We start from the raw sequence: 21,208 nt of genomic DNA on the forward strand, positions 1-21,208 counted from the left end.
CGTCAATTTTTATGGTGATGCGCTATAGAACCAGCGACAGCAAATGCAAGCTTACACAGCCTTCCTGTCGAGACTGCGGTACTGGATCGCCTCGGCAATGTGCTGTTCGCGGATGTTTTCCGCGCCTTCCAGGTCGGCGATGGTGCGGGCCACCTTGAGGATGCGGTTGTAGGTGCGGGCGGAAAAGCCGAGACGGTCGGTAACCAGCTCCAGCATGCGGTTGCCGGCCGCATCCAGTTCGCAGAATTTCTTGATGTAGCGCGGCGTCATCTGGGCATTGCAGTGGATTTTTGTCCCCCGGTAGCGATCTGCCTGACGGTTGCGGGAACGTTCCACCCGTGCTGCAATGGCTGCGGAACTTTCGGCTTCGCCACGATCGGCCAGGTCGCGGTATTTAACCGCCGGCACCTCGATGTGGATGTCAATGCGATCCAGCAGGGGGCCGGAGATGCGGGAACGGTAGCGATGAATGGCAATCGGGGCGCAGGTGCAGGGGTGGATCGGGTCGGCCAGGTAGCCGCAGGGGCAGGGGTGTGTTAACCTTTCTCTACTATACTCACTTGAAACGGCACTCGTTCTCAATTCAAATTCCCCTCGAAAAACAGCAGCTTCCCGGTTATCCAGAATTTCCCATCACAGTCGGTGAACATATCCGCAAGAAACGAATGGACCTTGGTCTCCTCCAGAGAGAAGTAGCAGAGATCATCGGCGTCACCGAATCATCAATCTGGAACTGGGAACACGGCACCGAACCAGAACTGCAATATAATCCAAAGATTATCAAATTTCTAGGTTATATTCCCTTCGACTGCCCGGATGACACAGTTGGGCGGCTTGGTTGGTACAAGAGAGCGATGGGGATGAATCTGGATCAACTGGGAGAAATTATGGGCCGCGACCCCGAACAGCTATCTGATTGGTTGAGTGGCCGGCATAATCCGCTCAGGAACAACCGGGAGAAGATCGAGCAGTATCTGAAAAATCAAGAAACCTTCCTTCTGCCAGAGAAGAAATAGTTGATTGTTTCTTCCGCAAAGGGAAGCTTTTCATAATTGGAACTTCCGGCACAACCCTTCATCAAAAATCATCATTGACCTTTACCAGTCCACGAATCCGTTTGGGTAGCAGGGCCAGCTTATCATCGATGTGCCTGCCGAAGGTGTAACGAACTGAATTCTCCTCGTCGTTGAAAAGTTTCACTCCGACTATGTTGGCAACCTCAAACACCAGGCCGATTTCACATTTCGGATCGCCGCGCTCGATCTTCTGCAAGGTTCTTCTGGAAATCCCCGCCCGTCCGGACAGCTCTTCCTCGGTCATCTTGCGCTCTTTCCTTCCAAGCCGGATGAGCTTGCCCAGCAGTTCTGCTGCATCTCGGGTCTGACGGAGATATGTACGGTTCACAGGAGAGGCCATAAACCACCGTTAGGCTATTATCTTACTCATAATAATACTTATTGAGTACGATAGTAACCAAATGGTGGTAATTAAGTCAAATGCTATACATTCCACAGTTCGCTTTCGCTCTATCAACACAATTGAGGTTGCAGGACATTTTTCAGTTTTACTAACGCTCGCTCTTCAATCTGACGTACCCGCTCACGTGAAATGGAAAAGTGGTCCGCAATATCTTGAAGTGTTAGAGGATCATCATTGGTGATCCTGTGTTCAACAATATATTTCTCTTTTTCGTTCAACCCCTGCAGGGCATGGGCAATTGCTTTCTTCAGTGAATGCTCCTGCTGATACTCACCGAGCATTTCTTCCTGATTCATCCGGTCGTCAGCAATAGTCTCAAGTATCGTCAGGCCATCGCCCTCAATGATTTCCTCATTGAGAGAAACTTCTCCTTTAAGCCGCTGCTCCATTTCTACGACTTCATGATCTGGTACGTGGAGCATACTGGAAACTTCAAATGCGTCGCTATCCCTGCCGGTTAACTTAAGTAGTGCTTCCTTGGTTTTGCGCAACCCATAAAACAATTTTCTTTGTGCTTGCGTAGTACCAATTTTTACCAGGCTCCAAGCGGAAACAATGTAGTTTTGAATGTAAGCACGAATCCACCATACGGCATAAGAAATCAATCGAACCCCTCTATATGGATTGAATTTACGAACCGCCATCATGAGCCCAATATTGCCCTCCTGAATCAGATCGAGCATTTTCAGGCCGTAATGACGGTATTCGGAAGCGACTTTAACCACATAGCGAAGATTGGAAGTAATGAGGGTATGAGCAGCCTCCAGATCCTTTTCCTCAAAGAACTTGACGGCGTAGTCCCTCTCTTCATCTTCTGTAAGTAAATTGAATTTGCGGATTTCGGAAAGATAGAGGGTAAGACTGTCGGAAATGATTGGCAGATTGGTAACCATGACGCACCTCCTGAAAACTTGTATCATGATTAGCACTCTATGGTGCTGACTGCTAAAAATGTAGCAAATATTTTTAGCAGTTTCAAGTAGAAAATCAATATAAGCTACATAATATCAGCGTGTTAACCTTACTAAAAAAACATCTCTTCCCCCCTTGATTTTTTGAAAACAGGAATTATTTATTGATCAGAAAGTCACACATCGAAAGGAGGTAATCCACATGGCAACCTGGGATGTATTCAAAGAACTGGACACACTGAGAAGGGAGATCGATGAAGCTTTTCGTGGCGCTGGTTACAGCCGTCCATTTGGCCCGACATTCCTTTCGCCGGTAACAACCCGCCGCTTCCCGCTGGTTAACTTCAGCGAGGACGAAGGGCATGTCTATATTGAGGCACTGGTTCCCGGCGTAGATCCAAAGGATGTCGATCTGTCCGTACTACGGAACACTGTCACCATTAGTGGCGAGCGCAAACCGTTTGTCGAAACGGAAGGCCAGATCGTGCATCGCTCGGAACTCGGCTCCGGCAAGTTCTCCCGCACGTTGGAACTGCCGGTCGACATCGACCCTGAGAAGATTTCGGCCCAGTGCAAAGACGGTATCATGCAGATAACACTGGCCAAGGCAGAACATGCCAAGCCGAAAAAAATCGAAATCAGACTTTCGTAATCACACAGACCACTTGGAAAGGAGGTAATTATCATGGCAGCAAACAGCTTGACCGAAAGAAATGATGAACGGAATGTTCAGGCTCGTGAAGAAACACGGTCGAATGAGAAATATATCCGCCCGGCGGTGAATATCATCGAGACCGAAGAAGGACTTGTCCTTACCGCAGATATTCCCGGTGCATCCAAGGAAGCTCTCGATGTCAACGTCGAAAAAGGCATCCTGACCATCACTGCGCCGGCCCAGCATACCACGCAGGGAACCTCTGCATATCGTGAATTCGAACTGGCCAGTTACTACCGGCAGTTCACGATTCCTGAAAGCCTCGACCATGAAAAAGCAAAGGCAGAGTATGTCAACGGTATTCTGACCATGAAGGTGCCTAAGGCGGAGGTCGCCAAACCAAAACGGATTTCCGTACAGGTCGGGTAAGGAAGGAGCATTAACGGGAGGTGATCACAATGTCTAACCTGTTGCCTGAAAGATGGAGTGAGGCGCTGGAGCGGGTTAACGACAAGATCGGCCATTTCCTGACCAAGGTGGCGCCATGGAAGAAACAGGAACAGTCACCTGAAAGGATAACAACCGATACCCTTCCAGCATTCCTGAAACTTGGTGGTCCGCTGTTGGACATGCATGAGACCCCTGAAGAACTGATTATCAGGGCAGAAGTACCGGGACTGAATAAAGATGACTTTTCAGTCGAGCTTGTCGGCAGGCGGTTAACAATACATGGAGAGAAGAAAATCGTACGAGAACAGAAAGGGGGTGATGGGTGCCTTATTTCAGAACGCAGGTACGGCAGTTTTTCCCGCAGCATCTCGCTGCCGTACGAGATAGATGATAAGACCATTAAAGCGGACCTCAAACACGGGGTCCTCACGGTCCGGCTCCCCAAGCCGGAAAAGGCACAGCATACCCGCTATCGGGTGCCTGTCTCCTGAACCAGCAGATTGTACCGAGGGCCGCTTCAGCGGCCCTTACTATTTCGGCAGGGTAATAATGGCAGGTGAACGTTATGAACAACTACCAGGACTACTACAAAACACTCGGCGTCGAGAAAAAAGCCACTCAGGATGAAATCCAGCGGGCGTATCGCAAGCTGGCTCGCAAATACCATCCTGACATAAATAAGGAAAGCACTGCCGAGGAAAAGTTCAAACAGCTCAATGAAGCCTACGAGGTCCTGGGTGACCCGGACAAAAGAGCCAAGTATGATCAACTTGGCAGCGGTTGGAATGGGCAATTTTCCAATCAGAGCTATCAGGATGGCGAAAATGTCCGATACCATTTTTCCAATGCCGACCCGGGTCAGTTCAGTGACTTCTTCCAGAACCTGTTCGGTGGTGGCGGATGGAACTTCACGGAGGAGAGCACTTTTCCGGGTGGCGGAGTCAGGCGACGTCGAGGGCGCGACCATGAAACCGCCATCAACATATCATTGGCTGATGCCTATCATGGCGCAAAGAAGAGCATCGAACTGGAGCGGGCTGAACCGGGCGGTGACGGCAGGCCGACCAGAACCAGGCGCAGCTATGATATCACCATCCCCCAAGGAGTGACTGATGGCTCCTTGATCCGCCTGGCTAACCAAGGCGGGAGCGGGAGCGGTGGTGGAGATGCAGGAGACCTGTTTCTGCGGGTGAACATACTTCCCGATAGTCGCTTCACGCTCAACGGACACGACCTTGCCACTACCGTTGATATAGCTCCCTGGGAGGCTGCCCTGGGAGGGAAAGTCTTGGTGCCTACTGTCGATGGGCGCATTAACCTTTCCGTGCCCGCCGGCACCCAAAGCGGTCAGAGCCTGCGGGTGCGTGGAAAGGGAATGCCGGTCGCCCCGGGCAGGTTCGGCGACCTGCTGGTAAATGTCCGCATTGTTGTGCCACAGCATCTCACAGCCAGGGAGCGGCACCTCTTTGAAGAACTGGCAAAAGAATCACGATTTGAGCCGCGAAAGTAACTGAGGTACAGCCATGACAGTCCAACACTATGAAATTATTATCAGCAGAAAGCATGAACTGGTCTCCGTGCCGGGGATAACCATCCATGAGTTGAGCAGGCTGTGCGATTGTCACCTGACGGTGGCGAGACGGCTCTTCTCAATCGGCCTCATTGAACCGTTGACTGCCGGAGATACTCCGCTGTTTGATCAAAGCGCCGTGGTTCGGGCACGCAAAGCACTGCGACTGAAACGGGACCTGCGGCTCAATTTCGATGCCATTGCCCTGGTAATGGATTTACTTGACCGCATCGACGAACTGGAACGACGAATATAAGCAATACCCTGACAGGAGCTCAACCATGATACAGAAAACTGCCGATCCGTTCCTGCGCCGCCTGCGTTGGTTGACCATCGCCGTTATCACCGTACTGTTTGCCTGGCATGCCCTGTCATGGGCAGACCGGGCTTTCCAGAAAGAATCGGCAACCCCACGTGCGGTTACCGCCCGCGGCGATCTGGCTGCCGATGAGAAATCGACCATTGAACTGTTCGAGCGTTCACGAGATTCGGTCGTGTATATATCGACTTCGGAACGGGTCATGGACTTCTGGAGCCGCAACATCTTCACCATCCCCCGCGGGACCGGATCCGGGTTCATCTGGGACGACAAGGGGCATGTGGTCACCAACTACCACGTGATCGAAGGTGCCTCGGAAGCACGGGTCAGATTGTCGGACGGCAAAGAGTACAGAGCAAGCCTGGTGGGCGCAAGCCCCATGCACGATCTGGCTGTGCTGAAGATCGGCAGCAGCTTCAAAGGACATTCGCTGCCTGTAGGGACCTCGCACAATTTGAAAGTCGGCCAGAAGGTTTTCGCCATTGGCAACCCCTTCGGCCTAGACTGGACCCTGACAACCGGTGTTGTCTCGGCCCTGGACCGCTCGTTGAAGGGAGAAACGGGAAGCGTCATTGAGCATCTTATTCAAACTGATGCTGCCATCAATCCGGGCAACTCCGGAGGGCCGTTGCTTGATTCCGCCGGGCGGTTGATCGGCATTAATACCGCTATTTACAGCCCTTCAGGGGCGTCAGCAGGGGTTGGCTTTGCCGTGCCGGTGGATACGGTCAACCGGGTTGTGCCGCAATTGATCGGTCGCGGCAAGTACCTGCGTCCTTCCCTTGGCATCGAAATAGACCAGGACCTGAACGAGGTCATTACGTCACAGCTGGGTGTAAAAGGAGTGGTCGTACTCAGAGTTACCCCCGGTTCACCGGCTGCACGGGCCGGGCTCAAGGGGAGCAGGGTTGGCCGAGATGGTTCACTGACACCCGGAGACATTATATCCGCCGTGCAGGGCAAACAGGTAGAGACGATCCCCAAACTGCTGGCCCGGCTTGATGACTTCAAGGTAGGGGAAACCGTGACCATCACTATTCTCAGGGATGGTAAAAAACAGCAGCTAAGCATACAATTACAGACCGAATAACGGAACACAAGAAAGGCAACCATGCCCCAATCAATTGACGATCTCATACTGCGGATTAAAGAACTACAGGAAGAACTCGAAGTTGAGTTTAAGAAGAAACGGGACGAGTTTGAGTTCATCATCGAAAAGAAGCGGGTCCGTTTTGCCGAGGAGGTGGCGAGACAGCAGCGACGCCTGAAAATCGGCTGGTTCCGCTATCTGGTCAAGGCCAGACCGCTCAACATACTGACTGCACCGGTCATTTATGCCGGCTTCGTACCGTTCATCCTGCTGGATCTGTTTCTCTGGTTGTATCAGTCGATCTGCTTTCCGGTGTACCGAATCCCCAAGGTAAAGCGATCCGAGTATTTGGTCTTTGACCGTGAGGATCTTCCCTACCTGAATATTATTGAGAAGTTCAACTGTTTTTACTGTTCTTACGGTAACGGTCTGATGGCATACGGACGGGAAATCGCCGCCCGAACCGAGCAGTACTGGTGCCCGATCAAGCATGCCCGCCGAATCAAGGCTTCCCATGAGCACTATCCCCGGTTCTTTGAATATGGCGATGCGGAGAGTTGGCAGAAAGGGCTGGAACGGCTGCGTCGGCAATATCCGAAAGAAGATCCTGGCGTGAAAAAAGAGGTACGCTGACATGAATACTGCAAGCTACATCGTGAAATGTCCATCGTGCGGCACCGGCAACCGCATCCCGGCAGATAAAGAGGGGCTCAGGGGACATTGCGGCAGTTGCAAGACAACCCTGCCACCAATGTACTGTCATCCCCAGCAATTGACCGACCGGACGTTTGACTCATTCGTCAGTACTTATCCCGGTGCGGTACTGGCAGAGTTCTGGGCACCTACTTGACCGCATTGCCATACCTTCGCACCGGTGGTGCGAACCGTTGCTGAAAAGCTGGCTGGTCAGGCGGCTGTATTGCAGATCAATACCCAGGACAGCCCGGCGTTAGCAGCTCGCTTCGGTATCCGCGGCATACCGGCTATAGTACTGTTGAAACATGCCCGCGTTATCGATCAACTGCCTGGAGCGCAAACGCTCGATACCGTTCTGGCGTGGTTCCGACGAAAGACATAATGAATTAGATCAAGACACTTGATATGGTCCTTGACCCGGGACAACTTTCAGATTGGTTGAGTGGCCGCCACTACGCGTTCAGAAAGAACCTGGAAAAGATCGAGCTGCTTTTGGCAAGTCATAAAATGTTCTCCTCTTGAGAAAACATTACGAAATTCAGTTCTTTTGATGGATACTACACGTCCCACTCTCGCATTCATGCCGTTTCGGCAGATAAAGGCGAACGCGGGCAAACAGCCAGTAGCCAATGCGAGCTAATCGATTTACCACCGGTAACTGGATGATGCGCCCCATGATGCCATAGACTGTCGAGGCCGGGAACGCCTGCCAGATTGCCCAGAATGAGTCAACCCCTTTGAAAATCTGTCCGTCCTGATCAATCGCATGCAGTTGATGTATGAAATCGGCAATCGAGATTTGGTACGGAACCGCATCGAAATCAGGGCTGCTGATGTCTACTGCCACCAGCTTTTCACCATGATCTTTCCGCAGGTAGTGCTCAATCTCGGTAGCACAGACAATGCATGCCCCATCGTAGAATACTTTAAGAGGAAACCGTGGTGGTCTCATCAAATAAGGGGGCGCACTTCGGTAACCGTGAACCAGGCCGCGTGGGTGACAGCGGCACCGGTGCCGGGGCCGACGGTGGAGTCTGCGTTTTCCTTGATTTTTGCCAGCATGGGCCCGGACTCTTCTGTCTTTACCAGTTCCAAAGCCAGACGGACGCCACTGAAACCGGGACCTGAAGCCTTGAACAGGAATGAGGCCTGCGGATTCTCGGTAATATTCCGATAGGTCCGCCCCTCGGTCATTCCCCATACCATGGTTTGTTCATCTATGACATGCGGTCGGGCATAGATGGCCGTGTTGACACCGCCATTCTTTGATGCTGTGGCCATAATCCCCATGCCTTGCTGTTGGAACAGTTCGTTCAAGTTCATATCATCTCCTTGAAGACAATCTGGGTGTGTCATTCCGAAGCTATTGGAATCAATATCTCGTTCCGACGCAGGAACCAGAGTGTGAACGGTGGGTTGTAGCGTGCCCAGACCGGCTCGCCAATGACTTTCAGGTTGTTGGCTGTTATCCAGTTATCCAGTTCCTGCTTATATTGCAGAAATTTCTTCTCACTCCAGAATCCGGAATATCGAACAGCAGCCACCCGGCGGGCAGGAACCTGCCGCAGCTTAATATTTGGATCATCGGGAGTCGGCAGGTTTTCCATAGTATATGTAGCCGGCATCATAAAGCTCACAGCCCACTTTCCCTGTACACTCTGCTGACTGACAGGAGCGGTCATGGATATTTTCTCCCCCCTCTGTTCCTGCGAAACAGGAGCTGTCATAGCAATCTTGCCGCGTGATTTGTTATCACCGGAGATGTATCGAAAAAGCGGTCTGAAAGCCTTGCTACCGGCACTTTCCAGGTTTCCGTCAACAATGATTTCGGCGAGTACCTGAGGCGCGTACTCGCGCAGTTCGAAAATATCGTCGGTTTTAATAACCGTGTAGGGTGCTTCTTCGGTTGCCATAGCAGTAGTCGCTCCTGTGAGCAGCAGCAATAATATTGCAGTGATCAGTCCGAAAAGTCTCATTTACTGCTCCTTGCGCGGCAGTGTAAATAAGTGCAGGCGGTCTATATTTGCTGCTGGTTCAGAATGAATTTTCAATAAATACTTCTGCCAGCGGCAGCTTGCCCGTCCGGGGGAACGATTCCTGCGAGCGACTGCCCACCGCAATCATCATGCTGACGACATGGTCGTCTGGAAGATTGATCAGTTTCCCCACGGCATCGAAATCAAATCCGTCCATTGGACAGGAGTGCCACCCCTGTTCCTGCGCCAACAGCATGATGCTCATGGCGAGCAGTCCACATGAACGCATCGCTTCGTCCCGTTGTACCAGCGGTTTTTCTCGATAATATACATCAATTGCAGGTATGAGCATGTCTTGGTACATCTGCGGCGCTCCCGCCCAGTAACGTGCTGGTTCTTTTGCCCAGGCATTAAGATCAGCACAAAGGACAAACAGGAGGGATGCATCAGTGACCTTGTCCTGGTTCCAGGCAACTTCACGAATCTTCTGACGCAAAGCAGGGTCTTTGACATTAACAATACGCCAGTTCTGGATATTGAAAGCCGTTGGCGACAGCATGGCCTTTTCCAGCAGCTCAGTTACCTGCTGTTCGCTGATTGTAAATGCCGGGTCAAACATTTTCTCCGCGCGTCTTTCCTGTATTGCTGTTGATACATTCATGGTTATTCTCCTTTAAATTGTGGGTTTGATATGTTGAAGCTCTTGGAATCGTCTATGCGCCTTTATGTTGAAGAACTACATCATGCATTTCCGTAGTCAGTGTTTCTATCCGCTGACTCAACTCTTTCACGATTTCGGTCAATTGCGTATTTTGCTGGAGCAGTTCCATTATCTGCTCGGATTGCTGTGCAGCCAATGCTTGTCGCTGCTCAGCAGCCAATGCAAGGGCCTCCCGATGTTGTGCGTCGGCATCTGCATGTGCCTTATCTCGATCAGCCTGCCGTGTCTGAGCAAGCAGGATGAGAGGTGCAGCATAAGCTGCTTGGAGACTGAAGGCAAGGTTGAGCAAGATAAACGGGTAAACATCGAATTTGGTATATCCGGCAACGTTTAACCCGATCCAGATGGCTACAATAACCGTCTGCGCAACAAGGAAAACCGGTGTTCCAAAAAAACGCGCAAATCCTTCCGCCTTAAGGGCAAACCAGTCATTCCCGAAGACAGTACCAAGATGAACATGAGGGAGATGGAAGCGGAAGTAATCATTAGGTACATTTGAGACCGGGACGGGAGCCGGTATTTTTGATTCTGCTATCATATCATCTCCTCAATGGTTCAGATTCTTTTGCAAAAACTACAATGTTTCATGATGTTTTCTTCTCGCGGTCCTTGATAAGTACAAACAGCAGGTAGGATACAACACCAAGATTTATAACAAGAACAGTGATTCTCGGCCATGTAACTTTAATAGCCACCTCATAGATCTCGACTGGAATGTACATACCTCCGGTGAGGACGGCAAACCACTCGGCCCAGGTCTTTCTCAGCCAAAGTCCAGCCGCTTCAATCATGCGCACAATAAAGTACATTGCAGCAGCAAGAGCCATGCTCCAGAGTTTGGTATCGTCTATATGTTCCATCAGGTCGAGAAAGATTCGCGGATAATGGCTGGCAGGATTAAGGTGAAAGTGTTTTACCAGATGCATGGCGGCTTCATTGATGTCCTTGTGGATGTAGGTCAATAACTCGAAACCCACAAGGAGAACCAGTAGCCCCTTTGCTCCTTCAAAGAGCGCAACAACGTGCAGCCCGCGTGCGTGTGACTGTTTGCTAAGCTGTTTTGGGACTTTGGAGTGGCTCTTTTTCATTCGTATGTCTGCATAAAATCACTCCGCAGACCCAACTATTTTACAGGGTATAAGTTCATCCTCATTGAACGAGTAAACAGCACACATCCGGTGATAACCATCAGCAATAACGACTTTGCCAATGCGCTCGTCTCTCACCAGAAGTATTGGTGAGATTGATTTTCCGTTCTCGATCTTGTTTCGGTCTTTCTCCACATGGGAATTACTGACTCCAAGCAAAGACAGTCCCGATGCTCGAAAGATGTCTTTTGCTTTGAACTGAGCTAGCTGGGCACTCTTCAGGTTATTTACGATCATCTTAACTGTTGTGCCATTGTAGAGCAGCCCAAGGTAAGATTCTGCTGCCGGATAATTCTTGTCCTCAGGCTCTTGCAACCATTTGATCTTGATTTGTTTGACCATACTGATACCCCATACCTTACCCAATCCATACCCGTTTAGATGTCTGGATTATGATCGCGTTATCGCCGGTCACCGGTAAACCGTAGCAACATGAGAAAAAGGTTTATAAAATCAAGATACAGTGTCAATGCCCCGAGAATAGCAGGTTTTCTTCCTTCAGTTCCCTGAGCTGCCATTGCTTTGATTTTCCAGGTGTCATATGCAGTAAGACCTGTGAAAACAATCACGCCGATACCTGATATGACCCACGAGACCGCACTGCTGCCAACGAAGATGTTGACGACCGAGGCGATTACCACACCTATCAACCCCATGAACAGAAAACTTCCCCACGACGTGAGGTCACGTTTGGTCATAAATCCAAAGAGGCTCATTGCGCCAAACATCCCGGCAGTGGTAACAAAGGTGGATGTAATTGAGCTGGCAGTATAAGCCAGAGCCACGCTAGAAAGAGTGATTCCGTTTAGTGCGGAGTAGACAATGAATACTAAAGTCGCTGTTGATGCACTCATCTTGTTTATTGCACCTACAAGAGTGAATACCAGAGCCAGTTCTCCGATCATTATTCCGTAAAAGACAAGCCTGTTTCCCAATACGGCATTGAGTATTGCCGGTGAGGAGAGTGTGATGAGCGAAACAAAAGCTGTAATAGCCAATCCTGCTCCCATCCAGGCGTATACCTGTCGGATAAGAGAGTTTTGCCTTACAACTACCTGCGTTGCAGTACGTGGTTGCATGGTACTAAAGTCATTCATAATAAAGCTCCTCTTTTCAAGATTCTAGGGGCACGATCACGTCAAATCTCTAAAGTAAGATTGACTGTTGATCGACGCCTTGGGAAATATACTTTTCTTGGCTTGACATATAGAGTTAGTATACCATTTCCAGCAATCCATTAGGTGATTGTTTCGGCTACTCAAATAACTGCGCCAAAGAACTTGCCAACTCCGGCGGTTAGTCCCATTGCAAGCACACCCCAAAATGCAACACGAATAGCACCCTTAGCAATGGGAGCACCACCGGCGTATGCTGCGGTAGCCCCCAAAATGGCTAGAGTAATCAGCGCGGTTGCAAATGAAACCTCGGTAACCAAGGCTTTAGGAGCGAGTATTACGGCCAGGATTGGAACAACTGCACCTACAACAAATGCAATTGCAGACGCAAGTGCTGCTTGAAGCGGTCGAGCCCGTAAAGTTTCTGTAATGCCAAGTTCGTCTCTGGCGTGAGCTCCAAGAGCATCTCCGGACATCAGTTTTTCTGCCACTTGGCGTGCCAAAGGTTGGTCGAGACCTCGGCTCACGTAAATTGAAGTGAGTTCAAGTAGTTCGTGTTCCGGCTGAAGTTCAAGTTCACGCTTTTCTCTGGCAATGTCAGCATGTTCAGTATCTGCCTGCGATTGAACCGAGACATACTCGCCTGCAGCCATTGACATTGCTCCAGCGACAAGACCGGCTATACCAGCAAGCAGAATGCTATTTTGTGATGCTCCGGAAGCTGCAACTCCAACGACAAGACTTGATACCGAAATTGTTCCGTCGTTAGCGCCAAGCACTGCTGCTCGAAGCCAACCTATTCTTTCTGACCTGTGAGATTCGCTGTGAATTTGTAGCATTAACAGAATCTCCTTGAGATCCAACTTACTACTGGACGGTCACTACAGACTGCTGATACATCCTCATCAATCACCCCATAAATCTAGACGATATCTTCATTCCTGAATCGCTTGAAAAGCAATGCTCCAAGAATAAGACAGTAAACAAGGACATTGATGAGTGGATAGATAGGTCTGAATCCATGGCTTGATTCGCTCTCGATCAACGAAGAGGCCAGCTGCTGAACTCCTAAGAGCTTCGGCCATAAAACATAAACTACTTTCCACCAGGTTAGTTCTGACTGTGGCTGGCCGACCGATTGCTGCACTATCGCCTGCCCTATCTGACTCTGGCTGGCAGCAGCTATGCCGTCAGCCACAAAGCCGACGATACCGACACCCAGAATACACAGAAATGCGATAATATCGGACATCATAAGCGACAAAAGAAGCACAGCAATAACCACAAAGAGCAGGTTGATCGAGCATAGCAGTGAGGCAACGAGGTATTCCGGCATGAAAACCTGCAAATTGATGGAGGTGATCAGGAAGACAATACTATGCAAGATGAGCATAAAAAGTGTCGATAAGACCCATAATCCGAGTATTTTTCCCATTACATACTGCCACCGCGCTATCGGTTTGGACAAAATACACGCTTGCATCCCCTCATTTCGGTCACGCCTGAAGATTCGCATCGAAAGCAAAGCTGCTATGACCATCACACCAGCACCAATTACGTGGAAGGTCGCTTTCGATAATGTCCTGACTATGGTTCCGGCATCAAGAATCTGTCCGTTCACCATGTAATTACCTTGATAACAGCCACGAACAAGAAATACACAGAGTGCGCAGAATACGAACATGACGACGAAACTTCTCTGCTGCACTTCGTCGATAAGCGTATATTTTGTAATCCTTGTAATGGTGGGTAGTGATTTTGAAGTTTCCATGTCAACCTTTCACCAATCGAACAAACACATCTTCCAACGTCTCCCCGTCTTTGACAATGGAGGAAATTGTGTCTTTTACCAAGAGCTTGCCTCGGTTGATGATAGCTGCGGTATCACAGATTTTTTCAACTTCCGACAACAGGTGTGAATTTAAGAAAATAGTCATGCCTTGATCTTTAAGCGACTCCAGGAGTTGGCGTATTTCCCTGATACCAATGGGATCTAAACCAGAGGTGGGCTCATCAAGAATTAACAGTTTGGGATTTCCCATGAGTGCGGCGCCTAATCCGAACCGTTGGACCATGCCCTTGGAATATGTGCTAACCTTTGTATTCTCCCTGCCTTGCATTCCAATCAGCTCAACAATACGCCTACAGTGATCTGCAGCCTCGGACCGGTTCATATCCAATAGCTCAGCACAGCGTAGAAGGTAGTGCCACCCTGAAAGAAATGGTGGAACATGGTGGTTTTCAGCAAGATAACCGACCGATTGTCGGCATTCTGCCAGAGTACTTGGAATACCGCTTAAAGATAAGCTGCCCGATGTCGGCCGTGTAAAATCGAGCAGCATCTTAACGATGGTCGTTTTTCCGGCACCATTGGGTCCAAGCAGAGCAAAGCACTCACCTGGCTTTACCGTGAAGGAGACATCATCAACAGCCGTAAGCGATTCGTATCGTTTGGTAACATTTTTCAATTCAATCATATTATGGACTCATGAAATCTCAGAAAACTTTCCATCTGCAAGGTATTCGTGATTAATCTGGACGTTGTTCTCTATCAGTTGTTCGTACGGATCAGAAATCGCGGGAATGGTAACAGGCAATAAGTACGCTGACTATTAACCCAGTTCCTGGCATGATTCAGAGTAGACCTCCCCAACCTTTGGACACTCCACAGCACATGTTTCACACTCTCCCGGACAGGGTTCGATATGAACAAGGATATGGCTGTGAGCGAGGCAACTCTCGATATCAGCTGTAATCTGATGGGTAAGAGCGTGCCCCGCCTCCACGGTCATCTGTTTCGGAACTACCAGGTGCATGTCGATATGCCTGATATGGCCTGACTTGCGGGTGCGAAGCTTGTGGTATTCGATAATCCTGTTGGAGTATTTCTCCATCACTTCATGAATCAGGGACTCTTCATCGTCAGGCAGTTTTACGTCAAGGATATGGAAGAAGGCTGCCTTGGTTAAATCCCAGGCTGCCTTGATAATCATGAGTGCCACAACAATGGCAATAATCGGGTCGAGCATGGCGATGCCGGTAACTTTGATGGCAACTAAACCGCCAAGCACGCCAACCGACGTATAAACATCGGTCCTGAGATGCATGGCGTCAGCTTCCAGCGCAACGGAATCAGTCTTTATCGCTACATTGAGCAGATAGCGTGAGACAAAGTAGTTGGCTACTGCTGAAACAAGCATGACCAATGCGCCCAGTCCAAGGCTTTCGACCGCAATTGTTCCAGAGCGTAGTTTGTGTATCGCCTCCCAGATGATATAAAAAGCTGCACCGAAGATAAGCACCGCCTCGATCGTTCCTGCTACGTTCTCAATTTTCCCATGTCCAAAGCGGTGCTCGTCATCAGCAGGCTTTCCTGATTCCCGGACAGAAAACCAGGCGATAATTGCCGCTACGAGGTCAATTCCGGAATGAACTGCTTCGGAGATAACGCTGACCGACTGCATCATGATGCCGACAATCAGTTTGAGGATGATCAGTATGGAATTCGAGGTAATGGAGAATACGGCGGCCTTGCTTTTTGCTCGTTGTACTTCAGGTGATTGGATCATTGCTATACTCCGGCAGCGGTCATAATTTGTTTCAGTTTTTCCGTGGCTCCCTTGAGCAGTTCCTGAGCCTCGGCATTCTTCTTCCGGTACTCCAGAAGCGTCATCGGATTTTTGTCCGTGACAAAGCTTCTGATGGCATCGAACGATGCAGCGTATGTTTTGTAAGCAGCGATCAAGCCCGTTTTCGCATCATCCAGGATCTTCCTGGCTTCGGGCGGCAGGGCTTCCGGAATAGCCTTCTTTGCCAGAGATTCTCCGGCACGTAGACACTCAGACTTTGCTTTGTCGATGATGGAGGGGAGGTTGATGGATATCTCGCCCCCCTTGAGGACACTTTTCAGTTCATCTAGCGCCAGTTGAATAGCCTTGTCCGTGAGGTTTTCAATGCTCAAGACCTCTTTCTGAAATGCCATCAGCTTTTCTTTGTCGGCAGCAGATAGCGTGATAGCGGGGATCTGTTGCTGCGGCGCTGGCGCTTTTTCGGTTGAGCAGCCACATAGTGCCATAACTCCAATTACGAGAGCAACCAATACGATATTTTTCAAAATGTATCCTCCAGTAATAGTTCGTCTCAAGGGGAATTTTTCTCTTTCTTCCTACTGAACATCTTAAACAACTCGAACCAGACAATGCTCGATATGCCGGCAGACACACATATGACAACATCGAGCGGATGGATCACTGAGAACCTGAATACTTCTCGAAAAATAGGAATATTAAGCGCCATACCGAGGAAGATTACTGCACCGCCTGTTACCCACCAGAGAGCGGAATTCGGAGCCCCTAATATCCTGCCAATTGTGTTGCTCCAGGAACGGTTGGTCATCATCAGGCCAAGGTTGGCGATTATCAGGGTAGTGAATGCCAGGGTACGGGCCTCAAGTTCTCCATGCCCACGAACAAGACTGACGCCAAACACAATTAGAAGTACAACCAGGACACTCACACCTTGAAGTGTGCTTAACAACAAGACGCGCTTACTGAACAACGGTTCCTTTGGATCGCGGGGTGGCCTGTTCATCGCATCCATCTCCGCCGGTTCGACCTCGTACACTATAGAACAGGCAGGATCTATGATCAGATGGAGGAAAGCGATATGGATCGGCATGAACAACAGCGGCCACTTGAAAAGCACCGGAATGAGGGACATCCCGGCAATCGGAATATGTATGGCCAGAAGATAGGCCATAGCCTTCTTCAGGTTGTCAAAGATACGCCGCCCCATTTTTACGGCCCGGACGATGGAGGCAAAGTCATCGTCCAAGAGCACGAGATCGGACGCCTCGCGTGCTACGTCTGTCCCTCTGCCACCCATAGCGATACCGATATGAGCTGACTTAAGAGCCGGCGCATCGTTCACCCCGTCTCCAGTCATGGCAACAACCTCGCCATTGCTCTTCAATGCTTTCACCAGACGGAGCTTCTGTTCCGGTACAACTCTGGCGAAGATGTTGACTGTTCTGATCCTCTCCTGTAGATCCACTTCACTCATGTTTTCCAGTTCAGGACCGGTTATGACTTCATCCGGTTGAACAAGCCCGATCTGCCGTGCGATACTGCGCGCCGTGCCGGGATAGTCACCGGTGATCATCACCATTCTTATACCAGCACGGTAGCAATCCTGGAGTGCTGCAGCCACGGTTGGTCTGACCGGATCGGCCAATCCCACAAGCCCTAAAAACTCGAAGGTGAAGTCGTGTTGTTCACCCGGTAAACCTACTTCACGAAAGTACGATCGCGCTACTCCCAGTACCCTCAGGCCGTCATCAGCCATGCGGGTCACCGCCGTCATCATCTCCCTATGTTGGCTATCACTGAAATGGCAGAGGTCGGCAACCGCTTCCGGTGCGCCTTTGGCGGCGATAACGTACTCATTCCCCTCCGGAGCCCTCCAGACATGGGACATGGCAAGAAGTTCAGGAGATAACGGGTATTCCTTTTCAAGGCGCCAATCACCGTGGAGATGCTCGGTATGGGCGAGATACTCTTCGCCAAAATCCTTGATGGCCCGCTCCATCGGATCATAGGGATCGCGCTGGCTTGCGAGAATGCTGAATTCCACCAGATCGTGAAATGTATCAGGGGGTGGGTCATTGCGAAAGTCACCAATTTTGTACAAAGTCCCATCGGTGTTGAGCGCAGAGACTGACATCCGGTTCAACGTAAGGGTACCTGTCTTGTCCACGCACAGGACAGTCGCCGAACCGAGTGTTTCCACTACCGGTGCGCTGCGGGCAAGAACCTGAGTCCGGGAAAGTCGCCATGCCCCCAATGCCAGGAAGATTGTCAGGACCACCGGAAGCTCATTCGGCATGACCGCCATGGCCAGGGTGAGCCCCGCCAGTACCCCATCGAGCCAGGCACCGCGGGTGATCCCGTACACCAGAATAAGCAGTGCACAGAGCACGAAGACTGCCGTGGCAAGAATTTTTACCAGACGACCGGTTTCACGTTGCAGCAGGGTTTCTTCGCTGGTCACTGCTTGCAGGGCCTTGCCAATTTTGCCGATGGCGCTCTGTTGTCCGGTAGCAATCACGCGGGCAATTCCCTGTCCACGAACAACCAAAGTTCCCGAAAAAACAAATGGGAGATCATCTCCCCCTGGTTGCACTACAGGTGAAGTAGCATCGCCAGGCACCTTGCGTACCGCAATGGATTCGCCTGTCAGGAGCGATTCGTCTGTAGATAGACTCGTGCAGTCCAGCACCAGAGCATCAGCAGGAACCCTATCGCCTTCTGCTAGAACAATGATGTCACCTCGAACCACGTCTCGACCAGCAATCCGCTGCTGGGCACCATCGCGAATAACAAGGGCTCTTGGGCTGGAGAGATCACGGAGGGCCTCCAGAGCTCGTTCTGTCTTTCTTTCCTGATACAGGGTTATGCCCATGACGAAAAAGACAAATGCCAGAAGCATCATCGCTTCCTGCATATCCCCCACCAGCAGATAGATTGCGCCACAAGCCACCAACAACAGGAACATCGGCTCACGCATTACGTCGAGGGCTATTTGAAAGTTCCCACGTTGCTTTGAAGACGGAAGTTCGTTGTGGCCTTCTTCCCCAAGAATTTTGGCGGCATCCTGTAAGGTTAGACCAACATGTTCATGTATTTCAGGTTTTCGAGCCATAACTGCCACCTTTTTACGGAGAGAGGAGATATCCCCTCTCTCCGAGACTGATATCAGTCGAACAAATCTGACAGCCAGGACTTTTTCTTGTATTGGCCGTTATGACCATAGCCATGATCATCATGATGTTTTCCATACTGCTGCTGAATGTCGCCGGAGTAGTATTTTTGAGGTTCCAATTGTGTATGAGTTGGTGTTTGTGTAGTTGACCGTTCGATGATTTTATCCAGTTCTCCCCTGTCGAGCCAGACACCACGACATTCTGGGCAAAAATCAATTTCTACTCCCTGGCGTTCGGCAATTTTAAGGTCTATTCCTGTGCAAATCGGGCATTTCATAACGATTTCTCCCTATGATTTTGTTCGTTATTGGTTTTAGCGTTGCTAGTAGAGCGTTGTATGCGATCCCTTACAATGTGAAGCATTCTCCTGGCCCAGGCAAACTCGGTGGCAAGAATTCCCAATGCAAGAGGAATTACGACAACTGCCGGACCGGGCAGAACTATCATGGCAATACCAATTATAAGAATGGTAATGCCGACAACTGCCACGAGAAGACGCTTCAGCTTTTTAAGCGACCATTGCTTCATGATAAAGAATGCTCTTGTTTTTGGTAATTACAATGAATTCGATGCAGCCTGAGCCACAAGCGGTAAAGTCAGGCGTGGTTCTGCGGGGGGACAAATATCCTGTCTAATAGACGTGGCAGAGCAAGTTGAGGTTCATATAGGGATGTTCGCTCGATAATTACTTGGGAGATTATTTTCGGCACGATGTCGGCCAATATTTGACCGGCGCAACAACAGGTTGTTTCACAATCATCAGCATCATGATTTACGGGACATTCATGATCTTGGTCAGTAGTCAGATACTCACATGTATCTTTATGGGCCAGTTCGCCAATAGATGAACAAGGATGTGCCAGACATTCCACAGGAAGTATGAGATACAGAACGATCAATATGATGGATACAATCTTCATGAAGTTCACCTAGATCTCAAATTCCAATACACCAAACTATCTACGAACGTCCTATCTAAAATGTTTTATTTATATCATCAATGTACATTTTTAGATAGATATGACTATACACTATGGCGAAATCATTACGAATAATTATGTTCCAACTGCATGATGTCCCGGTATGGAACAATGCCATGAATAGTATCCTCTTCATCAAGCACCGGCAACGCTGAAAAGCCATAACGCTTGAACTTCTCCTCGGCATCGGCAATGGAGTCGTTGCAATCCAGGCTGATGACCTGGGTCGTCATTATCTCGGACAAAGGCGTACTTTGCTTGGCCATAAGAAGCTCAGGCAGGCTGACAACGCCTTTGAGCTTGTTGTCATGATCAACGACGAAGACATAGTCGAGAACATCAGACTCTTGGCTGACCGTGCGATAAGCAGCAATGACCAGGTCGGTATGAACATCAGGGAGGAACCTGATATAGGCATTGGTCGTCAGGTTAGTAATGGTATTAACCTGATTTTCCAGAAGCGCTTCGATCTTCTCTGTTTCGTCATGCTCCATCAGGTCGAGAATCTCTTCCGCTTGGTCAGTCGGCAATACCGAGAGAACATCAGCCGCCTGAGCGGGGGTCATTTCATCTATGAGGTCGGCGACCCGCTCTTTGTTCATGGAAGAAATCAGAATGCGCTGTACCCGTGGTTCCATTTCCTCCAGGGTGTCCGATGCCTGATCCGTTTCAAGTTCATTAAAAATGGCAAGGCGCTGTTCTTCAGAAAGTTCTTCCAGGATATCTGCCAAATCCACCGGATGGATGTCCGGCAGAGCCTCCTTAAGAATTTTGAGTTGCACATTCCCCTTGAAACTGCCTATTTTCTCCGGAAGACGCTGGACATAGGTCCAAGGGATGGTCTCCTTCTTGAACATCTCAGCAAGGTGATATACGAATTGGGCCACATACCGCAGGCCAAGCCGTTTCAGCAGTCCATATCGGCTGAAGTCAACATCGGTAGCGTAAAGGCGGGCATTCCGCAGTAACAGCTTTACATCGTAGACCACGTCGATTTCGTTGCCATCAAGGTCAATCACCTTCTTGTCCAGAATATGGTCCTTGAGCAGAACCTGATTATCTTCTGGTTCAGCTTCGAATGCCTCCAGGTTCTGTAGGGAGAGCTCAATTCCGTCCCGTTTCAATTCATCGATTCTAGCAAGTGGCACCATCAATGACTTGTACCCGAAGGGACGGCTCACGATAACGTGAGTCACTTCGGCAACTTTCTCGTGCTCTACGATTAGCAGGTCATCGAGCTTGCCGATTTTTTTGCCCTGATTGCATACCGGGATGCCGGTCAGATCACTCAGGAAGAATATATGATCGTTCTGAATATTTTTCATATGGTTCATGGCG

Annotated in this window: 29 protein-coding genes; 9 read left to right on the forward strand and 20 right to left on the reverse strand. The window is 49.8% G+C overall.

Going from position 1 to position 21,208, the window contains the following annotated elements; genetic code table 11:
- Positions 1–51: 51 nt before the first annotated feature.
- A complete protein-coding gene (locus ACOCF6_RS12145) occupies positions 52–582 on the reverse strand; it encodes a magnesium chelatase subunit ChlI family protein (protein WP_482460639.1) in 531 nt (176 codons plus the stop codon).
- Between ACOCF6_RS12145 and ACOCF6_RS12150 the strand changes: the two genes are divergently transcribed.
- Positions 534–1,016: a helix-turn-helix transcriptional regulator gene (locus ACOCF6_RS12150; protein WP_482460640.1), complete on the forward strand. Its 483-nt coding sequence runs from the start codon at positions 534–536 to the stop codon at positions 1,014–1,016. The two genes, ACOCF6_RS12145 and ACOCF6_RS12150, sit on opposite strands and share 49 nt — an antisense overlap.
- A 61-nt stretch (positions 1,017–1,077) precedes the next feature.
- Here the strand turns inward: ACOCF6_RS12150 and ACOCF6_RS12155 are convergent, their stop codons facing one another.
- Positions 1,078–1,416, reverse strand: a complete 339-nt coding sequence (locus ACOCF6_RS12155; protein ID WP_012468272.1) for a helix-turn-helix transcriptional regulator — start codon at positions 1,414–1,416, stop codon at positions 1,078–1,080.
- A gap of 113 nt (positions 1,417–1,529) precedes the next feature.
- Positions 1,530–2,372, reverse strand: coding sequence for an RNA polymerase sigma factor RpoH (gene rpoH / locus ACOCF6_RS12160; protein ID WP_012468273.1), 843 nt, complete (start codon positions 2,370–2,372; stop codon positions 1,530–1,532).
- Between the two features lie 220 nt (positions 2,373–2,592).
- Here rpoH and ACOCF6_RS12165 point away from each other — a divergent pair, with 220 nt between their 5' ends.
- From ACOCF6_RS12165 to ACOCF6_RS12200, 8 genes are all read left to right on the forward strand, one after another.
- A complete protein-coding gene (locus tag ACOCF6_RS12165; RefSeq protein ID WP_012468274.1) occupies positions 2,593–3,042 on the forward strand; it encodes an Hsp20/alpha crystallin family protein in 450 nt (149 codons plus the stop codon).
- Positions 3,043–3,075: 33 nt separating this feature from the next.
- Positions 3,076–3,474: an Hsp20/alpha crystallin family protein gene (locus tag ACOCF6_RS12170; protein ID WP_482460641.1), complete on the forward strand. Its 399-nt coding sequence runs from the start codon at positions 3,076–3,078 to the stop codon at positions 3,472–3,474.
- Between the two features lie 29 nt (positions 3,475–3,503).
- A complete protein-coding gene (locus tag ACOCF6_RS12175) occupies positions 3,504–3,986 on the forward strand; it encodes an Hsp20/alpha crystallin family protein (protein ID WP_482460642.1) in 483 nt (160 codons plus the stop codon).
- Positions 3,987–4,060: 74 nt separating this feature from the next.
- On the forward strand, positions 4,061–5,005 hold the full coding sequence (locus tag ACOCF6_RS12180; protein ID WP_214170313.1) for a DnaJ C-terminal domain-containing protein: 945 nt from the start codon (positions 4,061–4,063) through the stop codon (positions 5,003–5,005).
- 13 nt (positions 5,006–5,018) lie between these two features.
- Entirely contained in the window at positions 5,019–5,321 is a 303-nt protein-coding gene (locus ACOCF6_RS12185) for a chaperone modulator CbpM (RefSeq protein WP_012468278.1), read from the forward strand.
- 25 nt (positions 5,322–5,346) lie between these two features.
- Positions 5,347–6,474, forward strand: coding sequence for a S1C family serine protease (locus ACOCF6_RS12190; protein WP_214170312.1), 1,128 nt, complete (start codon positions 5,347–5,349; stop codon positions 6,472–6,474).
- Between the two features lie 21 nt (positions 6,475–6,495).
- On the forward strand, positions 6,496–7,107 hold the full coding sequence (locus tag ACOCF6_RS12195) for a hypothetical protein (RefSeq protein ID WP_214170311.1): 612 nt from the start codon (positions 6,496–6,498) through the stop codon (positions 7,105–7,107).
- A 1-nt stretch (position 7,108) separates the two neighbouring features.
- The gene (locus tag ACOCF6_RS12200; RefSeq protein WP_214170310.1) at positions 7,109–7,552 is read left to right on the forward strand and encodes a thioredoxin family protein; all 444 of its coding nucleotides are present in this window, start codon (positions 7,109–7,111) and stop codon (positions 7,550–7,552) included.
- Positions 7,553–7,708: 156 nt separating this feature from the next.
- Here the strand turns inward: ACOCF6_RS12200 and ACOCF6_RS12205 are convergent, their stop codons facing one another.
- The 17 genes from ACOCF6_RS12205 to ACOCF6_RS12285 form a co-directional block, all read right to left on the reverse strand.
- Complete coding sequence (locus ACOCF6_RS12205; RefSeq protein ID WP_214170309.1) at positions 7,709–8,122, reverse strand: thiol-disulfide oxidoreductase DCC family protein; 414 nt, start codon at positions 8,120–8,122, stop codon at positions 7,709–7,711.
- On the reverse strand, positions 8,122–8,493 hold the full coding sequence (locus tag ACOCF6_RS12210) for a pyridoxamine 5'-phosphate oxidase family protein (protein WP_214170308.1): 372 nt from the start codon (positions 8,491–8,493) through the stop codon (positions 8,122–8,124). Before ACOCF6_RS12210 ends, ACOCF6_RS12205 begins: the two co-directional genes overlap by 1 nt.
- A gap of 29 nt (positions 8,494–8,522) precedes the next feature.
- A complete protein-coding gene (locus ACOCF6_RS12215; RefSeq protein WP_246559172.1) occupies positions 8,523–9,146 on the reverse strand; it encodes an SOUL family heme-binding protein in 624 nt (207 codons plus the stop codon).
- 58 nt (positions 9,147–9,204) lie between these two features.
- The gene (locus ACOCF6_RS12220) at positions 9,205–9,807 is read right to left on the reverse strand and encodes a nitroreductase family protein (RefSeq protein WP_214170307.1); all 603 of its coding nucleotides are present in this window, start codon (positions 9,805–9,807) and stop codon (positions 9,205–9,207) included.
- 52 nt (positions 9,808–9,859) lie between these two features.
- Entirely contained in the window at positions 9,860–10,405 is a 546-nt protein-coding gene (locus ACOCF6_RS12225) for a DUF1003 domain-containing protein (RefSeq protein ID WP_214170306.1), read from the reverse strand.
- 46 nt (positions 10,406–10,451) lie between these two features.
- On the reverse strand, positions 10,452–10,955 hold the full coding sequence (locus ACOCF6_RS12230; protein WP_214170305.1) for a DUF2127 domain-containing protein: 504 nt from the start codon (positions 10,953–10,955) through the stop codon (positions 10,452–10,454).
- A gap of 18 nt (positions 10,956–10,973) precedes the next feature.
- A complete protein-coding gene (locus ACOCF6_RS12235; protein ID WP_214170304.1) occupies positions 10,974–11,357 on the reverse strand; it encodes a hypothetical protein in 384 nt (127 codons plus the stop codon).
- 59 nt (positions 11,358–11,416) lie between these two features.
- Positions 11,417–12,112: a Bax inhibitor-1/YccA family protein gene (locus ACOCF6_RS12240; protein ID WP_214170303.1), complete on the reverse strand. Its 696-nt coding sequence runs from the start codon at positions 12,110–12,112 to the stop codon at positions 11,417–11,419.
- A gap of 161 nt (positions 12,113–12,273) precedes the next feature.
- A complete protein-coding gene (locus ACOCF6_RS12245) occupies positions 12,274–12,969 on the reverse strand; it encodes a VIT1/CCC1 transporter family protein (protein WP_482460643.1) in 696 nt (231 codons plus the stop codon).
- Between the two features lie 83 nt (positions 12,970–13,052).
- Positions 13,053–13,901 carry an ABC transporter permease gene (locus ACOCF6_RS12250; protein ID WP_482460644.1) on the reverse strand — a complete coding sequence of 283 codons (849 nt, stop codon included), beginning with the start codon at positions 13,899–13,901 and terminating at the stop codon, positions 13,053–13,055.
- Position 13,902: 1 nt separating this feature from the next.
- Positions 13,903–14,607 (reverse strand): ABC transporter ATP-binding protein, encoded by a 705-nt coding sequence (locus ACOCF6_RS12255; RefSeq protein ID WP_214170300.1) that lies wholly within the window; start codon positions 14,605–14,607, stop codon positions 13,903–13,905.
- A gap of 135 nt (positions 14,608–14,742) precedes the next feature.
- A complete protein-coding gene (locus ACOCF6_RS12260; RefSeq protein WP_214170299.1) occupies positions 14,743–15,699 on the reverse strand; it encodes a cation diffusion facilitator family transporter in 957 nt (318 codons plus the stop codon).
- A 2-nt stretch (positions 15,700–15,701) separates the two neighbouring features.
- On the reverse strand, positions 15,702–16,244 hold the full coding sequence (locus ACOCF6_RS12265) for a hypothetical protein (protein ID WP_214170298.1): 543 nt from the start codon (positions 16,242–16,244) through the stop codon (positions 15,702–15,704).
- A 26-nt stretch (positions 16,245–16,270) separates the two neighbouring features.
- Positions 16,271–18,829 carry a cation-translocating P-type ATPase gene (locus ACOCF6_RS12270; RefSeq protein ID WP_214170297.1) on the reverse strand — a complete coding sequence of 853 codons (2,559 nt, stop codon included), beginning with the start codon at positions 18,827–18,829 and terminating at the stop codon, positions 16,271–16,273.
- Between the two features lie 53 nt (positions 18,830–18,882).
- Complete coding sequence (locus tag ACOCF6_RS12275; RefSeq protein ID WP_214170296.1) at positions 18,883–19,167, reverse strand: TFIIB-type zinc ribbon-containing protein; 285 nt, start codon at positions 19,165–19,167, stop codon at positions 18,883–18,885.
- Positions 19,164–19,418: a PGPGW domain-containing protein gene (locus ACOCF6_RS12280; RefSeq protein ID WP_214170295.1), complete on the reverse strand. Its 255-nt coding sequence runs from the start codon at positions 19,416–19,418 to the stop codon at positions 19,164–19,166. Before ACOCF6_RS12280 ends, ACOCF6_RS12275 begins: the two co-directional genes overlap by 4 nt.
- 517 nt (positions 19,419–19,935) lie before the next feature.
- Positions 19,936–21,204 carry a magnesium transporter MgtE N-terminal domain-containing protein gene (locus ACOCF6_RS12285; protein ID WP_214170294.1) on the reverse strand — a complete coding sequence of 423 codons (1,269 nt, stop codon included), beginning with the start codon at positions 21,202–21,204 and terminating at the stop codon, positions 19,936–19,938.
- Positions 21,205–21,208 lie beyond the last annotated feature (4 nt).

The organism is Geobacter psychrophilus (assembly GCF_056821595.1).